The organism is Flexithrix dorotheae DSM 6795, assembly GCF_000379765.1.
GTDB classification, from domain to species: domain Bacteria; phylum Bacteroidota; class Bacteroidia; order Cytophagales; family Flammeovirgaceae; genus Flexithrix; species Flexithrix dorotheae.
On record NZ_KB903498.1, the window covers coordinates 125,135 to 144,369 of the forward strand.

Sequence of the window (19,235 nt, forward strand, 5' to 3'; positions counted from 1 at the left end):
AATGACTAAAGAAGAAATTTTAACTGAATTATTCCAAACAAAAATTGTGGCCATCATCAGGTTAGACAAATCTGAGCCAGTCGTCCAGGTTGCTGAAGCTTTAGTAAAAGGAGGAGTAAAGGCCATTGAAGTCACCATAGGTACGCCAAACGCTGTGGAAGAAATTGAAAAGCTGGCTGGAAATCCGGATATATTAGCCGGAGCGGGATCAGTGATCAATGCAGAAATGGCTGAATTGGTGATTAAAGCCGGGGCGCAATTTATTGTAACACCTGTTAGTAAACCGGAGATAATAGAAATGGCCCATCGGTATGGAAAACCTGTTTTATCAGGAGCTTTTACGCCAGCTGAAATGTTACAGGCCTACGAATGGGGAGCCGATATTGTAAAAATGTTTCCGGCTGAGTCGCTGGGATTGCCTTATTTCAAGGCTGTAAAAGCACCACTCCCACAATTACCAATTATGCCAACAGGAGGTATCACTATAGACAATGCCAGAGAATGGATTCAAAATGGAGCAGTTTGCTTAGGGGTGGGAAGTACCCTGGTAAATAAAAAATTGATTGCACAAAACGATTATGAAGCTATTTCGAAATTGGCCAGAGGAATGAGAGAAGCAGTAAATCGGGCAATGGCTCAATTTTACCCCGGATAAGCGAAGATTTCTCAAAAAGAGGTAAAATAATGTAAGTAGAAGATAATTTTTTGAAATAGGAAATCTGAAAATTCCCATTCCTTTGTATCCAAGAAAGCTTCAAAAAAGGAATTAAGGTGATTTTTAATGACCTGATAAAAAGAACAAATAATAAGATGAAAATGAAAATACAAATTATAGCTATCCTTAGCCTGATTTCAATAAACCTTACTTTTGCTCAGGAAAAAGGAATTATAAATAATGGAAAAAGTCCTTATGTAAAATTAAGAAGTGTAAATCTTGGGGATTGCCAGTGGACTGAAGGATTTTGGGCAGATAAATTCAAAATAGCCGAAAAATCTATGGTGCCTTATATGGGTAGCCTTTTATGCGGAGATACAGGTCATGCCTTAAATAACTTCAAAATTGCTGCTGGTTTAAAAGAAGGAGAACATAAAGGAATGCACTGGCATGATGGAGATTTTTACAAATGGCTGGAAGCTTCTATGTATATCTATGCTCAAAATGGGGACAAAAAAATATTGGAAGAGGTAGATCAGTATATTGAAATAATCGGGAAGGCTCAGGAAGCAGATGGTTATTTGCAAACCCAAACGCAACTCCGGGACCATGTGGACCGGTATGAAAACAGAAGATTTCACGAAATGTACAACACGGGGCATTTACTTACAAGTGCCTGTATTCATTACCGAATTTCCGGCCAGCGGAATTTTCTTGATATTGCCATTAAACATGCCGATCTGCTTTACACCATTTTTATGCCCGAGACAAAGCAATTTGGACGCTTTGGATTTAACCAAACGCAAATTATGGGTTTGGTGGAATTATACCGAACTACCGGGGATAAAAAATATTTAGAGCTGGCAGAAAGGTTCATCAATAACCGGGGGAAATATAAAGTGGAGCATCATCCTACTACTCAGGGATATCCTATTGGGGATATGGTGCAGGAAAGAACTCCTTTAAGAGAATCGGATGAAGCGGTGGGGCATGCTGTTCTGGCATTGTATTATTATGCTGGAGCTGCTGATGTATATGCGGAAACTGGTGAAAAAGCCCTGATTGATGCCCTGGACCGGTTATGGGAAAATGTTACCTACAAAAAAATGTATGTTACCGGGGCAGTTGGACAGGCGCATTATGGAGCATCTACTAATAGGGATATGATTCAGGAAGGATTCATTAATGAATACATGATGCCGAACATGACTGCTTATAATGAAACCTGTGCCAATGTTTGTAATTCTATGTTTAATTTTCGGATGATGGGATTGCATGGGGAATCAAAATTTGCTGATGTGATGGAACTGGTGCTTTATAATAGTGCCTTGTCGGGAATCAGTCTGGAAGGAAAGGATTATTTTTACGCCAATCCGCTGAGAATGATTCACAATACCCGGGATTACGAAGCCCATGCAAATGTGACTGAATCTGCCCATAGGGAGCCATATTTAGCCTGCTTTTGTTGTCCTCCAAACTTGGTGCGGACTATTGCCAAATTATCCGGTTGGGCTTATAGCTTATCCGATAATGGTTTGTCGGTAAATCTTTTTGGTGGAAATAAACTTGACACCAAATTATTGGACGGATCCAGCATCAAACTTACTCAGGAAACACAGTATCCATGGAATGGAGCCGTAAAAATTACTATTGATGAATGTAAAACGGATGCCTTTGAAATAATGGTGAGAATTCCGGATTGGGCTGTTGGTACTAAGCTGCTGGTAAATGGAAAAAATGCAGGTGTGAAGGCTGTGGCAGGTAATTTTGCTACAATTAAGAGGGAATGGAAAAAAGGAGATGTGATAAGCATAGATATGCCAATGGATATCAATTTTGTGGAAGGCCATCCGAGAATTGAAGAAGTGAGAAATCAGGTAGCAATAAAAAGAGGACCGGTAGTTTACTGTGTAGAATCACCTGATTTACCCAAGGACACCGATATTCTTGATGTGTACATTCCAGGAAATGCCAAATTGGATGTAAAATACAATCCTGATTTTTTAGGTGGTGTTTCTACCATCAATGGAAATATTTACCTGCGATCTGATGGAGGAGAAGGCATGTATCGAACCATAAAAAAACCTGCCTGGAAAACCCTGAAAACTCAATTTGTACCCTACTATGCCTGGAGCAACAGGGGTACTGCAGAAATGACTGTATTTATGCCGGTGGTTTGGGAATAACCTTATATTTCAAATGAAAATGAAAAACTTGAAATTACTATTGCAAATCATTATTCTGACTTTCGTAGCTTTTATTAGTCAGGGGCAGGAAAAGAAGAACATTCTTTTTATTGCCATAGATGACCTTCGGCCTGAATTGGGATGTTATGGTTCGGAAATAGCCGTGACACCAAATTTGGATAAATTGGCGGGAAACGGGCTTTTATTTGAAAGGGCTTACTGCCAGCAAGCTATTTGTAGTCCTTCGAGAGCTAGTTTAATGACCGGTTCTCGTCCGGAAACCACCACCATAATTGAGAATTATACCTATTTCAGGGACGTGAAACCTGATATCAAAACGATTCCCCAGTATTTTTGGGAAAACGGTTATGAAACAGTTTATTCAGGCAAAATCTTTCATGGTAAATTTACGGATGAGGAACTTTCCTGGAGCAGAAATCCAGCTCGACCTGCAGTAAATAAACCAAATTTCCCCGGAGGATATGCTTTGCCTGAAAATCAGGAAATTTATAAAAGGAACAAAGCTGAAATGAAGGCAAAATATGGTGGAGAATCCTATGGGTTGGGATTAGGGCCTGCCTATGAGTGTGCTGAAGTAGAAGATCAGGCTTATATGGACGGTTATAATACCGATGTGGCCATTGCTACCCTAAAGGGATTGGCTGAAGATAAAGACAAGCCATTTTTTCTGGGACTTGGTTTTATAAATCCCCATTTGAATTGGGTTTCCCCAAAAAAATATTGGGATTTGTATAAACCTGAGGAAATTCCGCTAACCACACAGGAAAGCCAGCCTGAAAATGGAGCAGCCATGGGGTTGCATGCTTCCTTTGAGTTAAGGGTTCGCGATGGAATTCCCAAATCAGGTAATATTGAGCCCAAATTGGCCAGAAAACTGAAACATGCTTATTTGGCCAGTGTAAGCTATGTAGATGCTCAAATTGGACGCATGATTACCGCTTTGGAAGAGGCAGGATTAAGAGAAAATACCATTATCATCGTTTGGAGCGACCATGGCTGGCATCTTGGTGATATGGGAGTTTGGGGAAAAGCTACAAATTATGAAATAGCGACCAGAGTTCCTTTAATGATATGGACACCTGATATGCCTGACAAAAACCGGGGAAAATCGACTGAAGCTTTGGTAGAACTAGTGGATATTTTCCCTACCCTGTGTGAATTAACAGGATTAGCATCTCCCAAGAAACTGGAAGGACAAAGTTTTGCGCCACTTTTAGAAAATCCAAATCAAAAATGGAAGAAAGCTGCTTTTAGTCAGTTCCCAACTCCGGCTTTAAGAGAATGGGCAGCTAATCCACTTTCCCAGGGAATGCGGGAAATTTATTTCGGCCCTTTAATTGAAGAAGTGGAAGGCAGAATTATAGCCCAGCAAAAGGAGAAATGGGATAGAGCACTATTCGAAAATAACCTGATGGGCTATGCCATGAGGACGGACCGTTACCGTTTGGTAGTTTGGAAGGATAGGAGGGAGAAAGATGCAAAACCTGTATTTATAGAATTATTCGATCATCAATCTGACCCGAATGAAACTACCAATATTTCGGAAAAGCATCCAAATGTTGTAGCTAAACTGATGAAGCAATTTCAGGAAGGCTGGAAGGGAAACCAAATTGATGTGGGAAATTAATCCTAACTGCCAAACATGGATTTTTGCCGGAATATCCTATGGCTGGATTACAATTCAAATTGCGGTTATAAAGGGGTAAAAATTGGTAAAAAAGAAGGTAAAATAATGTAATTATAGGGTAAATGTTGAGAATTTAATTAATGTAAAATTTGCCTAATTTGTAAAGTGGAAATATTGATACTTAAATGATTACCAGCAGTTTAAGGTTCAATAAACGCTTTGTAAAGCAATTCCTAATTCGATAAAACCCAATGTGATAGATAAGATGGACCGGCAGGGTGAGTATTTTACCGATCCTGCCTCATTAAAGCTCCTGAATCCCGATTTACAAAAGGTCTCTATTGAAGACCTTACTAAGAAAAAGTGGTTTTTATGGTACATTGGAAATTACGGCTCTTTCCACTATTGAGCTCATTAAAAGGAAAGAGGGAATTAAATTTTACCTAAATAAATGATTAAATCAAATATCTAAACTAAGCTATTATTCACATTTTTCAACTTGGATCATTATGCTAATAATTCTTTAAACCAGCCAGCTTATAACAAGTTGCACATTATAAGTTTATAGAGATTACCTGCTGAGATCCACATTCCATCAAGAGACAAACCAGTATCCCAAGCCCTTTACCAAAAAGGGGAATGTTAAACTATTGTTTTTAATTTAAAATAATGAAAATGAAAAGGTTACAACTCAAAAGCCGTATGGGCTATCTTTTTAAGTGGTTAGGCCATACCAATCTAACTTTCTTGTTAATTCTGGCATTTCAAATTAATGTAAATGCAGCACCGCCTCAACAAAATACGGTTTCTGGAACAGTATCAGATGAAACCGGGCCATTACCTGGTGTTTCCATCCTCATTAAAGGGACAAATAGCGGAACAACTACAGATCCAATGGGAAATTTTAAAATTCAGGTAGATGACGAGGCCATACTTGTATTTTCATTTATAGGTTATGTTTCCTTAGAGCAACCCGTAGACGGAAGGTCGGTAATAGACGTGATTATGGAAGAAGATATGCAAAACCTGGATGAAGTGGTTGTATTAGGTTATACAACCAGAAAAAGAGGAGAACTTACCGGATCAGTAAGTACGGTAGAATCCAAAGATATTGCGAGTTCTTCCAGCACCAATATTGCTAAATCCCTTTCAGGAAGAGTTCCCGGACTGATTGTGGCTGACAGAGGGGGATATCCCGGAACCAATGATATTACTTTTCTGGTTAGGGGTCAGTCTACATTAAATAACAACTCCCCTCTAATTGTTTTGGATGGTGTACCCACCAACAGTTTTGCTTATCTGGCACCCAGCGATATTGAAAGTATTACGGTATTAAAGGATGCATCAGCTGCGATTTATGGAGCAAGGGCAGCCAATGGCGTTATCCTTGTGACCACTAAAAGGGGTAGCAGTGGAAAACCGACAATTAACTTCAACACTACCAATAAATTCGCCACCTTTACCCGGGTGCCTTCCATGATGAATTCCTATCAATATACTACTTATCAAAATGAGATAGATGAGCGATATGGAAACCCTATCAAATATTCTCCGGAAGAAATTCAAAAATATCAGGCAGGGAATGACCCTATCAATTACCCAAGTACAGACTGGTATGATTTAACAATGGCAGATCATTCTTTCGAAACCAGAAATAGTTTGACCATTTCCGGAGGTACTGATGCAGTAAAATATTTTGTAAGTGGAAATGCCCTGAATCAGGGAGGCATGTATGAATCTGGTGATTTGAGATTTAAACAATATCAAATTAGATCTAATCTGGATGTAAAAGTAAATGACTTTATCAAACTGGGCGTAGATTTATCAGGAATTAATGGCAAAAGAACTGAGCCTGGCGTAGACGTAGGATTTATCCACAAACATTTACAGGTCACATTACCTACGGAAGTGGGGCAATACCCGAATGGATTATTTGGAGTAGCTGCAGAAAATGGGGCAAATCCCAGAGTAATGGCCAGTAGTCTGTCAGGATTTAATGAATTCAGCAACAGTGAATTACGATCGAGATTTACAGTTGATTTAGACCTTAGTAAAATTACAGACGGATTAAGCCTAAGGGGTGTTGGAACCTTTACTCAGAATAATAATGACAGCAAGCTGTTTAATGACACCTGGACAGTATATGATTATAATGCAACTTTAGATGAATATATCCCCATTAATGGATTTAACTTTAATACGGGGAATTACCTCAGCCTTACGGAAAGTCATCATAAACTAAATGAGGAATATTATAATGTTCAACTGGGTTACGAAAAAACTTTAGGGGCACACAGTATAAAGGGTTTTGTAGCCTACGAGCAAATAACCGGAAGACAAAAAGAATTTGAGGCTTATAAAAGAGATTTGATTTCCAAGGAACATCCTTCACTTTTTGCCGGTGGTGCTGATGGTCAGACCAGTGACGGGGTTTCATCGGAGTGGGGAAGACTCAATTTTTTCGGTTCAATCGCTTACGATTATAAAAAGAAATACCTGGTTGATTTTACCTTGAGAAGGGATGGTTCCAGTAATTTTGCTGAAGGTAAACAGTTTGGTACTTTTCCCGGAGTTTCGGCTGGTTGGGTAATTTCTGAAGAAAGTTTTCTGCAAGGGGCAGGCAATTGGTTAGACTTTTTGAAAATAAGAGCTTCATGGGCCCAAATGGGTAATGACAGGGTTCCTCCATTTCAATATTTAACTCAGTATAACTATGGTGGGGGAAATGCCGCCAACAGAAACTATTACATTTTTGGGGAAAGTCCTATACAGTATAATTCCTTCTTTAATTCCAATGTTCCCAATCCTAATATAACCTGGGAAAGGGCAGATTCTAAAAATATAGGAATAAGCTTTTCATTCCTGGATGATAAAATTTCTGGTGATGTCAATTATTTCTACCAGAAAAGAACTGATATCCTGGTGACAAGAAATGCTTCAGTTCCGGATTATACGGCTCTTCAGTTGCCACAGGAAAATATTGGAAAGGTGGACAATTTCGGGTATGAACTGGAACTGTATCATAAAAATACGGTAGGCAATCTTTCTTATGTTATTGGGGGAAATTTCACCATGGCGAAAAATAAAATAGTCTATATGGATGAGGCGGAAAATATTCCTGAATACAGAAAGCAGGAAGGTCACCCGATGAGCTCCTACCTCATTTATCCATCGGATGGATTATTTAAAAGTCAGGAAGAAATTGATAATACCCCTGCCAAACTGGATGGTACACTTCCCGGTGATGTGAAATACATTGATCAGAATGGAGATGGCAGAATAACCGGAGAGGATGTGGTGAGGAAATATACTTCTCCAATACCTGAATTACAATATGGAATATCCGGTTCCCTGCAGTATAAAGGCTTTGAATTCAATATTTTATTCCAGGGACAGGGTAGGGCTGAAATTGAAATTTTGCATGATAATGAGGGCAATAGACCTGAATTTCAGTTCACAGAACGATGGACAGAAACAAATATAGATGCAAGATACCCGAGAGCTTTCCAGCTGGAAGATATTTATAATGCCAAGCTTTCAAATGTCTGGTTACATAATGCCGCTTTTGTGAGGTTAAAAGATATGGAAATTGCATATACCATTCCATCCAGTACATTAGGTTTTGCCAATATCAGAGTATTTGCCAGGGGTTCTAACCTGATCACATTCGATCATCTCAAACATTTGAAAGGATTTGACCCGGAAATGTCAAGGTACCGAAATTTCACTGATGGAATATACGGTCCGTTGAAATCGATCACTTTTGGAGCGAACATTCAGTTTTAAAGTGCAATGTCTGAGTGGGTAAAAAGCACACTCTCCATGATTGAAGTGAATTGAAAATATTTAATCGAATACTTTTTAGTACCCATATTAATTAAAATGTGATCATGAAAAATATACGAATAACCATTATATTTTTAATTGGAATTTTTATTTCCATAGGCTGTGAAGAGGATGTACTGGATACCAAACCAGGAAATGCTTATTCAGAAGCTGATATTTACAGCAATATAGATTTGACCGAAAGACTAGTATTTTATACCTACAATATTACCGAAAACTGGGGACTTAATTTGAATAACTGGTGGACCAGGAGAATAGGAATCGAAAATGCTTCAGATGAAGCCTGGTTCCATTTTGTTCCTCATCAATATAGAATTACCAGAGCTGAAATTAGCCCGAATAACATGGGTTTTTTCCTGCACAAATGGGAACAGTACTATAGATTTATAGGCTCAGCAAATGATTTTTTAAGCAGGATAGATGGAAGTCCTGTAAGCCAGACCAACCCGGAGGAAGTGGCGGTTTTAAAAGCTGAAATGAAATACCTGAGAGCCAACGGTTATGCCAGATTGATTAATTATTTTGGAGGTGTGCCCATCATTGATGAGCCTTTCCAACTTACGGATAATTTCAGTGTTCCCAGAGATTCCTATGAAGATTGTGTGGATTTTATTGTAAAGGAATTGGATGAAGCCATTGCACTTTTTCCTCCGGAAAAGGTGACCAGAACAGGGGCTGAATTTGGCAGGGTTTCAATTAGTGCCTGCATGGCTTTAAAATCGAGAGTATTGTTATATGCAGCCAGCAAATTACATGATCCTTCTACTACTCCCAATGGCCCGCTTTACGATTATACCAAGGCTACCAAATGGCAGGATGCCGCAGATGCAGCTAAAGCATTAATTGATTTGAATGCTTATTCTCTGGTCCCGGTAACCAATGCGATTGATTATCAGAATATGTTTTTGAGCCCGAATTCGGAGCTGATATTTGCCCGGCCCTTCCATCCAGATTTCCCGAATGTACCCGATGATTTCAATACTTTGCCAGATAAAGCGCAATCGCCAGTAGGTTCTGGAGGATGGGGGCTCAGTAACCCTACACATAATTTTGTTCAGGATTTTAAAATGGCCAATGGATTAAGAATAAATGAAGCGGGGAGCAATTACGACCCAAAAGACATGTATACCAACAGGGAATTGAGGTTCTATGCCAATATCAATTATCAGGGGGCAACTTTTAAAGATAGAGAATTGGAATATTGGTTGCCAGGCGGAGCGGATAGTAAAGATGCTCCTGGGCCAGATCACTTTGCAGCCACAGGTTATAACCTGCGTAAATTTTTAGACGAATCTATTGTAATAGATGAAGAGCAATCTGCTAACAGACCATTTCCATTAGCCAGATTACCGGAAATTTATTTGAATTATGCCGAGGCTCAATACCATTTGGGAAATGAAACAGAAGCCAGGAAATATGTGAATATGGTGGCCGGAAGAGTTGGTTTACCAGAAATAACTTCTTCAGGAGTGGATTTACTAGAGGACATTAAATATGAAAGGCAGATGGAATTATTCTTTGAAGGCCATCGGTTTTACGATCTGAGGAGATGGATGGATGCAGAAAAATTGGGAGAAGATATTGTAGGAGTAAACTGGGAAAAGCAGGATGCTAATGGGAACCTGGACCCTGAGGGAGAACTGGTGATGATCGATGTGGAAGTGGAAGATCGGTCATTTACAGAAGCCAATTATTATTTACCAATTCCCCTGGAAGAAATTGAAAAATCGGGAATGCAGCAAAATTTTGGTTATTAGATATTTCAAACCCTAGAAAACAGAGGCCTTGAAATAAGGCCCTGTTTTTTTGTCCATTAAGTACCAGAGTTCCGCTCCGGGGATTCCATTCTGGAAATACTATTCCGGGAATTATAATACAAGATTTTTAATTCTATCCAGGCACTTACTTTAAAGTCCCCATTTCAATTATGGGAATGCCTCATTTCATACCCCAACATATTTTCTGTATCAGTATTTTCGTACAGCAAATGAAAAGCACATTTAAACTTTTCAAATGGGTTTTATTATTTCATTTTTGACTAACTTTCCTTGGAATTTAAATTTATAAGGAATGAGTAAAATAGAAATATTTGAAGGAGATAGAGCTGGGAATTACGAAAATTTTGTGGATACCTGGATTCCGAATTACCGATATTTTATGAGTATTGTCCCTCAATTACTCAATGATGTGGATGAAAAAAATTTATTGGTGGCAGGATGTGGTACAGGCAATGAAATCCTGGAATTCGGGGAAGAACTTTCAAGCTGGAATATTACAGGAGTGGACCCTTCAATTGAAATGCTGAATCAGGCTAAAGAGAAATTGAAAGCATATCCGAATGTTAAACTGATCAATAGCAGGATAGACCAATTACCTGAAGACGTTTATTTTAGTGCCGCAACCTTGCTTTTGGTTTTACACTTTTTACCAGATAATGGTAACAAATTATCTTTATTAAAAGATATCCAAAAAAGGTTAAAACCTAATGCGACCTTTGTTATCCTTGATATTACGGGTGAAAGGCAGCCATTGGAAAATAATCTTAAAATACTTAAAAAATTACTTCCAGACTCAGTGGATGAAGCCCAAAAACAAATGAGAGTAAACAGAATTTTAACTGAACTCGAAATTATTTCGGAAAATCGTTTGTCTGAATTGCTTAGGGAAGCCGGATTTGAAGAACCTACCAGGTTTTTTCAGTCATCTATTTATGTTGGCTGGATTACCAGGAAAAAATGATTTCACTTTAAAGTATCTAAATCTGGGGATATAGTTCCTAAGAATATTCAATCATCATTAAACTTTCTGATCTTTTTCTTTAAATAGGGGCATATTGTCTGTCGATGGACTTGCTGTAAAATCCGATAATCTGAGGAGTATGGTCATTGAAATTATTATTTTTTCACAACGGGTATTTCTGTATTCCCATCTTTCTGAAGGCAATTGGCTCTACATATAATAGTACTTTTTTTGGGAAGTCTTATTTCTGCTGGTTTAACCTTGACCGGATTATTCATTTGGCTTGGCAGAGTTCAGAAGAAGAAAAACGTTGATGCCTATCCATAAAGAAAGGAATAAAAGAAACCATTGATACTAAGCATTTCCGAAGTGTTTATCCACAGCAATTGGTTTTTTGTTTTTATCTATAGCTACAAGGGAAAATTCTCCACTCACAGCCTTTTCTCTATGTTCCGCATACATCTGTTCTATAAAAATATCTACCCTTACCTTTAAACTGGTTTTTCCGATATGAGAAATCCTTCCAACCAACTCGATAATAGTACCTGAAGGAATGGGTTTTTTAAAATCAATCCTGTCACTACTCACCGTTACCATCCGTTGGCGACTAAATCGAGTGGCAGCAATAAAGGCAACTTCATCCATCATGGACATAGCCATTCCTCCAAATAAAGTATCATAATGATTGGTAGTGTTAGGAAAAACGGCTTTAAAAATTCGGGTTTCCGATTGATCTATTCTTTCCTCAATTGTCATAATTTTTCAAAAAAAGTTTATGATTTCATTTTTCAGGATCAATTCGCAGGAAGGATTTTAGTTTATCCTCCTGCAATTGATTTTGGTATTCTGCTTTTAATTCAAGCAAACAATTTATGCAAAGGCAATCATTGTATTTCCCACGAATATAATCCCTTTGTGCTTCATTTAATCTGGCACTAATACACTGGCAAATAGAAATAGAGCCGACTTTACATTCAAATGGTTTGTCACATCTGGGGCAATTTTTCACTTCGTGTTTATACATTTGAATAGCAGTTTAATAGTCGGTCTATTTCTAATTTAATTTAAGGTCTATACAACGGTTTGATCATCCTTTGCCAGAAAGGCTGCTTTCATTTCTGCCGATGCAGCTACCATTTCCTCCAAAGCTTTCTTAGTTTCTTCCCAATGCCTGGTTTTTAAACCACAATCCGGATTAACCCAGAGGTTTTCAGCAGGAATAACTTTGGCAGCTTTCTTCAAAAGTTCAACCATTTCTTTTTTGGATGGAACTCTTGGAGAATGAATATCATAAACACCAGGTCCAATTTCGTTTGGATAATTGAATTCTGCAAAAGCATCCAGCAATTCCATCTGCGATCTTGAACATTCAATAGTAATCACATCTGCATCCATTGCGGCAATGTGATTTATGATATCATTAAATTCAGAATAACACATGTGAGTGTGAATCTGAGTAGCATCTTTTACTCCAGACGAGGCTAACCGGAAAGCGTTAATAGCCCATTTCAGATAGTTTTCCCGATCAGCTTTACGAAGTGGCAAGCCCTCCCGTATAGCCGGTTCATCTATCTGGATGATTTGAATCCCCGCCTGTTCCAAATCGCTTACTTCATCCCGGATGGCCAGCGCAATCTGATTACATGTCTGAGACCTGGGTTGGTCGTTTCGCACAAAGGACCATTGCAAAATGGTCACAGGTCCGGTAAGCATACCTTTTACATATTGCTGAGTTAATGACTGGGCAAATGAGGACCATTCAACTGTCATTGGCGATAAGCGCTCTATATCCCCATAGATAATTGGAGGTTTTACACATCGGCTTCCATAGCTTTGTACCCAGCCATTTTTGGTAAAAGCAAATCCTTTCAACTGCTCACCAAAATATTCAACCATATCATTTCGCTCAAATTCTCCATGTACAAGGACATCAATCCCTATTTCTTCCTGCCAGCGAATACTTTCCTCTGTTTCTTTTTTCAGTTTTGCTTCATATTCCGTTGCGGTCAACTCCCCTTTTTTAAATTTTGCCCTCCAACTTCTAACTTCGGGGGTTTGGGGGAATGAGCCAATAGTGGTTGTTGGAAAAATGGGAAGCTGCAGGGAGTTTTGTTGCTTAATTTTTCTTACAGGGAAAGTATTTTCTCTTTTGGCCATCGAATCGGTAATTGCATTCATTCGCTTAATTACCTTATCATTATGGATCAAAAGAGATTTTTTCCTATTTTCTATGGCGCCCTTATTTTCGAGGTATTGGGTTGATAGTTTTCCAGAGACGTTTTCAGTTGCCAGTTTTTTTAAGATGACTACCTCATCCAATTTTTGTTTTGCGAAAGCCAGCCAGTTTTTAATCTCCTTGCTAAGATTTTTTTCATTGGTTTCTAAATCCAAATCACATGGTGAATGAAGCAGAGAACAGGAAGGCGCAACCATTACACTTGCTTCACCCAGTTTTTCAGTGGCCTTATTGATAAATTGCAATGACTTCTGAAAATCATTTTTCCAGATATTTCTGCCATCGACTACTCCCAAAGATAGCGTCATATTTTCTGGTAAAGCACTCAGGGTTTCCTCCAACTGTTCAGGGCACCTTACCAAATCTATATGTAAGGCACATACCGGAAGTGATGTGGCCAGCTGAAGGTTATCTCTCAGACTTTCAAAGTAAGTGGTAATTATCGTTTTAAGAGAAGGAAATTTCTTCTTAATTTCGTAATAGGCTGCTTTGAAAGCTTGTTGAGCTTTCTCCCCAAGATCCATCGCTAAAAATGGTTCATCGAATTGTATCCATTCTACCCCATATTTGCTTAGTTTATCCAGGATATCAATATAAACTGGTAGAAGATTTTTGATTAAATCCAGTTTATCAAACCCTTCCTCTTTTTCTTTACCCAAGAGCAGATAAGATACAGGACCAAGAATTACGGGTTTGGCCTTTATTCCCTGTTGTTTAGCATCGGCAAACTCATCGATAATTTTGGTTGAAAATAATTTGAATGATTGGTTTTTATTGAACTCTGGAACAATATAATGATAATTGGTATCAAACCATTTGGTCATTTCCATGGCGGTAATATCCAACCCTTCTTTTTGGTATCCTCTTGCCATGGCAAAGTACAAATCCAATTCCTCCTTACCATGATTTTCAAGAATTTGATGGTAACGTTGAGGAATTGCTCCAACCATCAGTGACATATCCAGTACCTGATCATAATAAGAAAAATCGTTGACAGGAATAAGATCAATTCCGGCATCCTGCTGTAATTTCCAGTTTTGAAGACAGATTTCCCTCCCTTTCAGTTTAAGTTCTGCCAATGAAATTTTGCCTGACCAATAATTCTCGCAGGCCTTTTTGAGTTCCCTTTTGCTACCAATCCGCGGATAGCCAAGATTATGCGTTTGCATTTTCTTTTAACTTTTAAATGATTGAAAATAATTTAAAAGCTCTTAGAAGACTTCGCAATGCTCTGCAAGAAGGAATGTTTAGGAAAAGAAGCGTACCAAAAAAGCTATATACCTGTTTTGCTCAAAAAGGCTTATATTTTTTTGTACATCATACCAGACATAAAGCTTTATTCCGCGAAAGCATTGTCAATTCGGAACAGGCAGGTCTCCTGACTTATAACAGTTTTTATCGTCCTTCCCGCCATCGGCAGTGGACATTATTCTGATAAAAACCTTTAAACGTTACTTACAGTTGCGCGACAGTTCGTGATTTTCACACGATTCCCTTTTCATACACAGCTAAGTATAACCTTTTCCGGTTGATGAAGAAACAAAGAACTTGTTGCGGTAAAAGTACTTAAACTTTAAGTTAATTTTGCAATGATGATCAACTTTTATTTTTAAACCACATCAATTTAAGTGTTCTTCCAATCCAACTTTAGAATAAATAGACATACCAGAGACTGAAATGTACACGATGTTGTAAGCTTTGTAACAAGGATTATTATTTTTCTTTGTCCTAAAACTACCTCTACTGAACAGGCGCGTTAATTTTTTGCCTTTTTGAAAGGGGTTTTGCTTTTGTTCTACTTTTTTCCTGTACGCTTCTTTTTAGGTTGATGGCAATAGTGAACGTAAGTATTGAAACTATCAACCAAAATACATCTATGAATAAAATATCATATTGTTGTTTTGAATAGGTAATCCATATCCAGTTGCCGGAGATAATTCCATTGGCAATGGGGATCAGCAAACCAAATACAGCTCCTATAATCAGACAATATTTGTTAGTGAAAAAATTGTCTCGTTTAGCAGAAAAAAGGATAATAAAAACTAACCAGGAATAAAAGAAAATATGGTAGATTGATGTCATGCGGGATGCATCAAATTCATGAATAAAGGTTTTTACAGCTAAGAAGGTGAAAGCGGTTGTGGGAAACATACTTAGGCACATTGCCAGATAAATCCATCCCACCCACCTGTTAAACTTACGCTTTTTCTCTTCCACATTCCTTTTGTCTCTGGCCACCAACCAGATCAATACACCAGAAATAATAACAAAACAGGAGGCTATTCCTAAAATAAAATATATTATTCTTAATCCTGCTCCACCGAAGTCCCCAAAATGTAATCTATACAAAAGTCCTGATGCCCCGTCTATGTAAGAGGTATTTTCAAACGGATTTTTTTCATCGATTATCTCTCCGCTTTTGGCATTAAAAACCAACTCTCCTTCTCCAATAAACCTGCTGGTATATTCCGGATGTCCACTTATTTCGATGTGCATATTGGCATCACCGTAGTTATAAATTTTTACAGTTTTTATGTAGAAGTTTGACCATTTTGATGTGGTGACTTCGACAAAACTGTTAATATCCACTTCATTTTCAAGGTTGGCCATTGCCATAGGAAATTCTTTTTGACCAAAACCCATATCATCATACATTTTCTTTGAGTCGCCTTCGTAAAGGAAAGACAAAACAGGAGGAGACATCACAGTAGTACTGATAATAAGAAATACGCCAGTTACTGCATAAACAAATTGATAGGGGAGACCTAAAATACCTAAAGCTGTATGTGCATCCGTCCAAACATTTTTCAAACTTGCTTTTGGTCTAAAAACATAAAAATTTGAAATGATTTTTTTCCAATGTACTAACACTCCAGTAATTACAGCAAAAAGAAAAAAGAAGGAAACTATTCCAGCTATTAAATAACCTGATCTTCCATATAGATTGAGCTGTGCTAAAAAATGTAACCGATATAAAAACTCACCTATGGAGTAGTTACTGGCATAATTATATGTTTTATAGTCATCAATATTCATATAAAAGAAATTCCCTCTTCTTCCTTTCTTTTTTTCTTTTGATGCGTTTTTAGGGGCGGAAAGATTAACAGACAATCTTCTATTTTCCAGAAATCTCGTAAAAGATATATCTCTGCCGTATAACTCATGCCTGTGGTTAAGGGTATCCAACATCACATTGAGATCGAGCTTTGGAATGCTACTTTCCATTACAGGTTCGTTTCTTTCCCAGCTAATTATTTCATCTCTAAAAAAGGAAAATGACCCGGCAAAAAATATCACATAAAGTATCGCACTAATTATAATCCCACTCACCGTATGAGTGTGGAATAATATATTGTAAACTCTATTACTCATCTTCATAATGGGAGCGGATTATAGATTTTTTCGAAATAGGAAATTATTGAAAAAAAGAATGTAATGAGGAGATAAATGCCCCAAACTTTCCAGCCATTTTTTGCAAGGAAAGCGACAATTAACAGCGTTACCCAAACGATAAACCCTCCAAACCTAAGTGTAAAAATGACATTGGCATGATGGGACCAAAAAGCCAGTGCCAGGTGAAGTGAAATGGTTACCAGGTAACCCCCTAATAAACCAGCAGAGATTTTAGCAAATCGTTGGCTAAAAGATTTGGTTAAGTATTTTTTATTTGCAGGCATTTTAATTAAATAATTTCCAAGAGTATAGAGAGCAAAAAGACAACTATGGCAATTCTAAAGTTGATATAATGAAGAGGAGCCAGCAATATTATCAGGCTCCCGACTGTCATAAGTGTTACTGAAAAAGCAAATATTCCGGACCCAAAACCAAAATATATAATACTTAAAACCAAGGCTGCAATAAACAAGATATTACCTACCCATTTACTGTACAAATGATGGTTTTGTACCCAAACAAGGAGTTTCCCGGAACGATTGAGTTCTGCTTTTTTGGAAGTATTGTAAAAAACATAAAACCCAAAAAAAGTAATAAAGAAAATTATAGTAACCATGGAATAAGTTTGCTATAAAGCTATTAGTTTAAATATTCAGTTTTTGAGTGGCACATCTCCACATAGACTTGTAAGCAGTCGTTTTAGTCTTTCCTGCTTCGTCTTTATTGTAGGTAGTAGCCTCAATAAAGTAAGTACCTGTCTCATCGAAATTAATTTTCAATTCACCATTACTGTCACTTTTCAGCTCTTGTTTCTCACCAGAGGGTAAAAAGAGGGTTACTTTTACATTTCCTTTGATATTCCCATTCAGATAAGTTTTGAATATTTTGTTTGTTTGATGCTCCATAGAAGAAGCTTCTTCTATTAATGCCAATCCATTAGTTTTGGAAACTACTGGTGTGGAAGTATGCTTACCTATAAGTACTTGTGCATAAGCATTAAATTGATAGGCTGTGCCTTCACCCGGATCTTTAGCGGTATGATTGATTTCTAACCGATATATGCCTTCTTTTTTAGGTTTAAATTTAGCGGTAAAATGATCCACATTAGCCTTTGTTTTAAGTTGAGTTCTTTTGCCATTGGGTGATACAAGCCATAATGCAAATTCAGGCACATCCGAATACCAATCGCTGATCTGTTCATTTTTTCTGTCCTCGAACTCGCTATAATAAATTTTCACCTGATGTTCAGTTCCTATTTTTCCTGAAACTTCGGTGTCTATGTAGAGTGCATGAGCCAGCGCATTTGCTACAGTAACTATGGAAAAGAATAAAAATAAATAGATTTGTTTGAAGTTGTTTTTCATGATTTTTAGTCCTTTGATTAAGAAAATTAAGTTTGTTTATATATTATGAACATACCGGATTAAACTATTTTCAATAGATAATACGGTCTTCATTAGGCAAATTAAACCTGTAATCTTGCGCCTGCAATACTAATTGTATACACTGTTATTAAGCACTGCTTTCTCACTGCTCTCACACCAAGTTTCCTTTGTATAGAGGATGTTAATGAGCCACAAATTAAGTATAAGTCACTGCTGCTACTTTATGAGCAAAGAGTTTGACTATGTCAAATTCCAATTCAACAGAATCAACTTTACAGACAATTGGCATCGAAAAATTATAAGGCTATCTGTTTATAATCATTCTAAATAACAGCACAAACATAATAGGTGTAAATTATTAAAACAATTTATTTTGAATAATTCTAAATAATATTTTTTCAAATAGATCTTTCCACAAATTCAATTGATTTGTGAAATTGTTTAAATCTAGAAAGTCAATTTTTTGCTATTATTTCTTAGTAGAGATGAATTACATTGCTATTGCTAGCATTGATTTAATCACTAATTCAGATTCTTGTAGAGTGACATAATGAATACTTTTTGGGGCTATTATTTGCTTACTATGGCTAGATAAATTCAATATGATCAGTTTTTTTTAAATTAGAATACAACCGAGAAAATTGCACGGAACCAAATCCTAAAAGGGTAAATTTCAACAGTAACCTCTTTAACCATTTTCCTATTCTAATTATCCTTTTTTTCATGACTAGAATTGCATCCCTTTTTTTGAAAATTGCTGTGGATATTATTCCATTTCTATTCAGCAAATCTTCATGGCAACTTATTTTATTTCACTTAAACTTTTCACGCTTTTCAAAAGCTATTACAATACTTGAAAAAGCAGGGGAGAAAATTGAATTTTTATAATTTAATTAGAAAATAATCAGATTACAATTACATATATATCTGAAATATAAATAGCTTATTATCAAGTAGTTAATTAAAATTTTACCTATGCTTTAAAATTATATTTTTATTATCTTTCGACTATTTTGATGCCCAAATTTCTTGAAGCAAATACCATCACTAGTGCTAGTTATTTTCCTACTTATTGCTAGGGTTTTTTAAATGGAACTGTTGTTTTTTAGTATTGCCCTTTTTACCTTCGCTCCAGTTATTTAGAATT

General features: G+C 37.2%; 13 protein-coding genes and 1 riboswitch. Of the genes, 7 read left to right on the forward strand and 6 right to left on the reverse strand.

Features of this window, described 5'->3' with window-relative positions:
* Window position 1: 1 nt before the first annotated feature.
* The 7 genes from A3EM_RS0136295 to A3EM_RS0136335 all read left to right on the forward strand — a co-directional run bounded on the left by A3EM_RS0136295 (window position 2) and on the right by A3EM_RS0136335 (window position 11,074).
* On the forward strand, window positions 2–655 hold the full coding sequence (locus tag A3EM_RS0136295) for a bifunctional 4-hydroxy-2-oxoglutarate aldolase/2-dehydro-3-deoxy-phosphogluconate aldolase (RefSeq protein WP_020533157.1): 654 nt from the start codon (window positions 2–4) through the stop codon (window positions 653–655).
* Between the two features lie 161 nt (window positions 656–816).
* Window positions 817–2,841 (forward strand): glycoside hydrolase family 127 protein, encoded by a 2,025-nt coding sequence (locus A3EM_RS0136305; protein ID WP_157638254.1) that lies wholly within the window; start codon window positions 817–819, stop codon window positions 2,839–2,841.
* A gap of 19 nt (window positions 2,842–2,860) precedes the next feature.
* Complete coding sequence (locus A3EM_RS0136310; RefSeq protein WP_157638272.1) at window positions 2,861–4,489, forward strand: sulfatase; 1,629 nt, start codon at window positions 2,861–2,863, stop codon at window positions 4,487–4,489.
* 253 nt (window positions 4,490–4,742) lie between these two features.
* Window positions 4,743–4,898: a hypothetical protein gene (locus A3EM_RS47865; RefSeq protein ID WP_157638255.1), complete on the forward strand. Its 156-nt coding sequence runs from the start codon at window positions 4,743–4,745 to the stop codon at window positions 4,896–4,898.
* Window positions 4,899–5,164: 266 nt separating this feature from the next.
* A complete protein-coding gene (locus tag A3EM_RS0136325) occupies window positions 5,165–8,275 on the forward strand; it encodes a SusC/RagA family TonB-linked outer membrane protein (protein WP_157638256.1) in 3,111 nt (1,036 codons plus the stop codon).
* A gap of 104 nt (window positions 8,276–8,379) precedes the next feature.
* Window positions 8,380–10,092: a RagB/SusD family nutrient uptake outer membrane protein gene (locus A3EM_RS0136330; RefSeq protein ID WP_020533164.1), complete on the forward strand. Its 1,713-nt coding sequence runs from the start codon at window positions 8,380–8,382 to the stop codon at window positions 10,090–10,092.
* A 313-nt stretch (window positions 10,093–10,405) separates the two neighbouring features.
* Window positions 10,406–11,074 carry a class I SAM-dependent methyltransferase gene (locus tag A3EM_RS0136335; RefSeq protein ID WP_020533165.1) on the forward strand — a complete coding sequence of 223 codons (669 nt, stop codon included), beginning with the start codon at window positions 10,406–10,408 and terminating at the stop codon, window positions 11,072–11,074.
* 354 nt (window positions 11,075–11,428) lie between these two features.
* Here the strand turns inward: A3EM_RS0136335 and A3EM_RS0136345 are convergent, their stop codons facing one another.
* From A3EM_RS0136345 to A3EM_RS0136380, 6 genes are all read right to left on the reverse strand, one after another.
* Window positions 11,429–11,830 carry an acyl-CoA thioesterase gene (locus A3EM_RS0136345; protein ID WP_020533167.1) on the reverse strand — a complete coding sequence of 134 codons (402 nt, stop codon included), beginning with the start codon at window positions 11,828–11,830 and terminating at the stop codon, window positions 11,429–11,431.
* Between the two features lie 25 nt (window positions 11,831–11,855).
* Window positions 11,856–12,098 carry a cysteine-rich CWC family protein gene (locus A3EM_RS0136350; protein WP_020533168.1) on the reverse strand — a complete coding sequence of 81 codons (243 nt, stop codon included), beginning with the start codon at window positions 12,096–12,098 and terminating at the stop codon, window positions 11,856–11,858.
* Between the two features lie 47 nt (window positions 12,099–12,145).
* Window positions 12,146–14,479: a 5-methyltetrahydropteroyltriglutamate--homocysteine S-methyltransferase gene (gene metE, locus A3EM_RS0136355; RefSeq protein WP_020533169.1), complete on the reverse strand. Its 2,334-nt coding sequence runs from the start codon at window positions 14,477–14,479 to the stop codon at window positions 12,146–12,148.
* A 182-nt stretch (window positions 14,480–14,661) separates the two neighbouring features.
* Window positions 14,662–14,848: riboswitch (cobalamin riboswitch) on the reverse strand.
* A gap of 202 nt (window positions 14,849–15,050) precedes the next feature.
* Window positions 15,051–16,688, reverse strand: a complete 1,638-nt coding sequence (locus tag A3EM_RS0136365) for a PepSY-associated TM helix domain-containing protein (protein WP_020533171.1) — start codon at window positions 16,686–16,688, stop codon at window positions 15,051–15,053.
* Complete coding sequence (locus A3EM_RS0136370) at window positions 16,685–16,987, reverse strand: hypothetical protein (protein ID WP_020533172.1); 303 nt, start codon at window positions 16,985–16,987, stop codon at window positions 16,685–16,687. Before A3EM_RS0136370 ends, A3EM_RS0136365 begins: the two co-directional genes overlap by 4 nt.
* 360 nt (window positions 16,988–17,347) lie before the next feature.
* Complete coding sequence (locus A3EM_RS0136380) at window positions 17,348–18,067, reverse strand: hypothetical protein (RefSeq protein ID WP_020533174.1); 720 nt, start codon at window positions 18,065–18,067, stop codon at window positions 17,348–17,350.
* Window positions 18,068–19,235 lie beyond the last annotated feature (1,168 nt).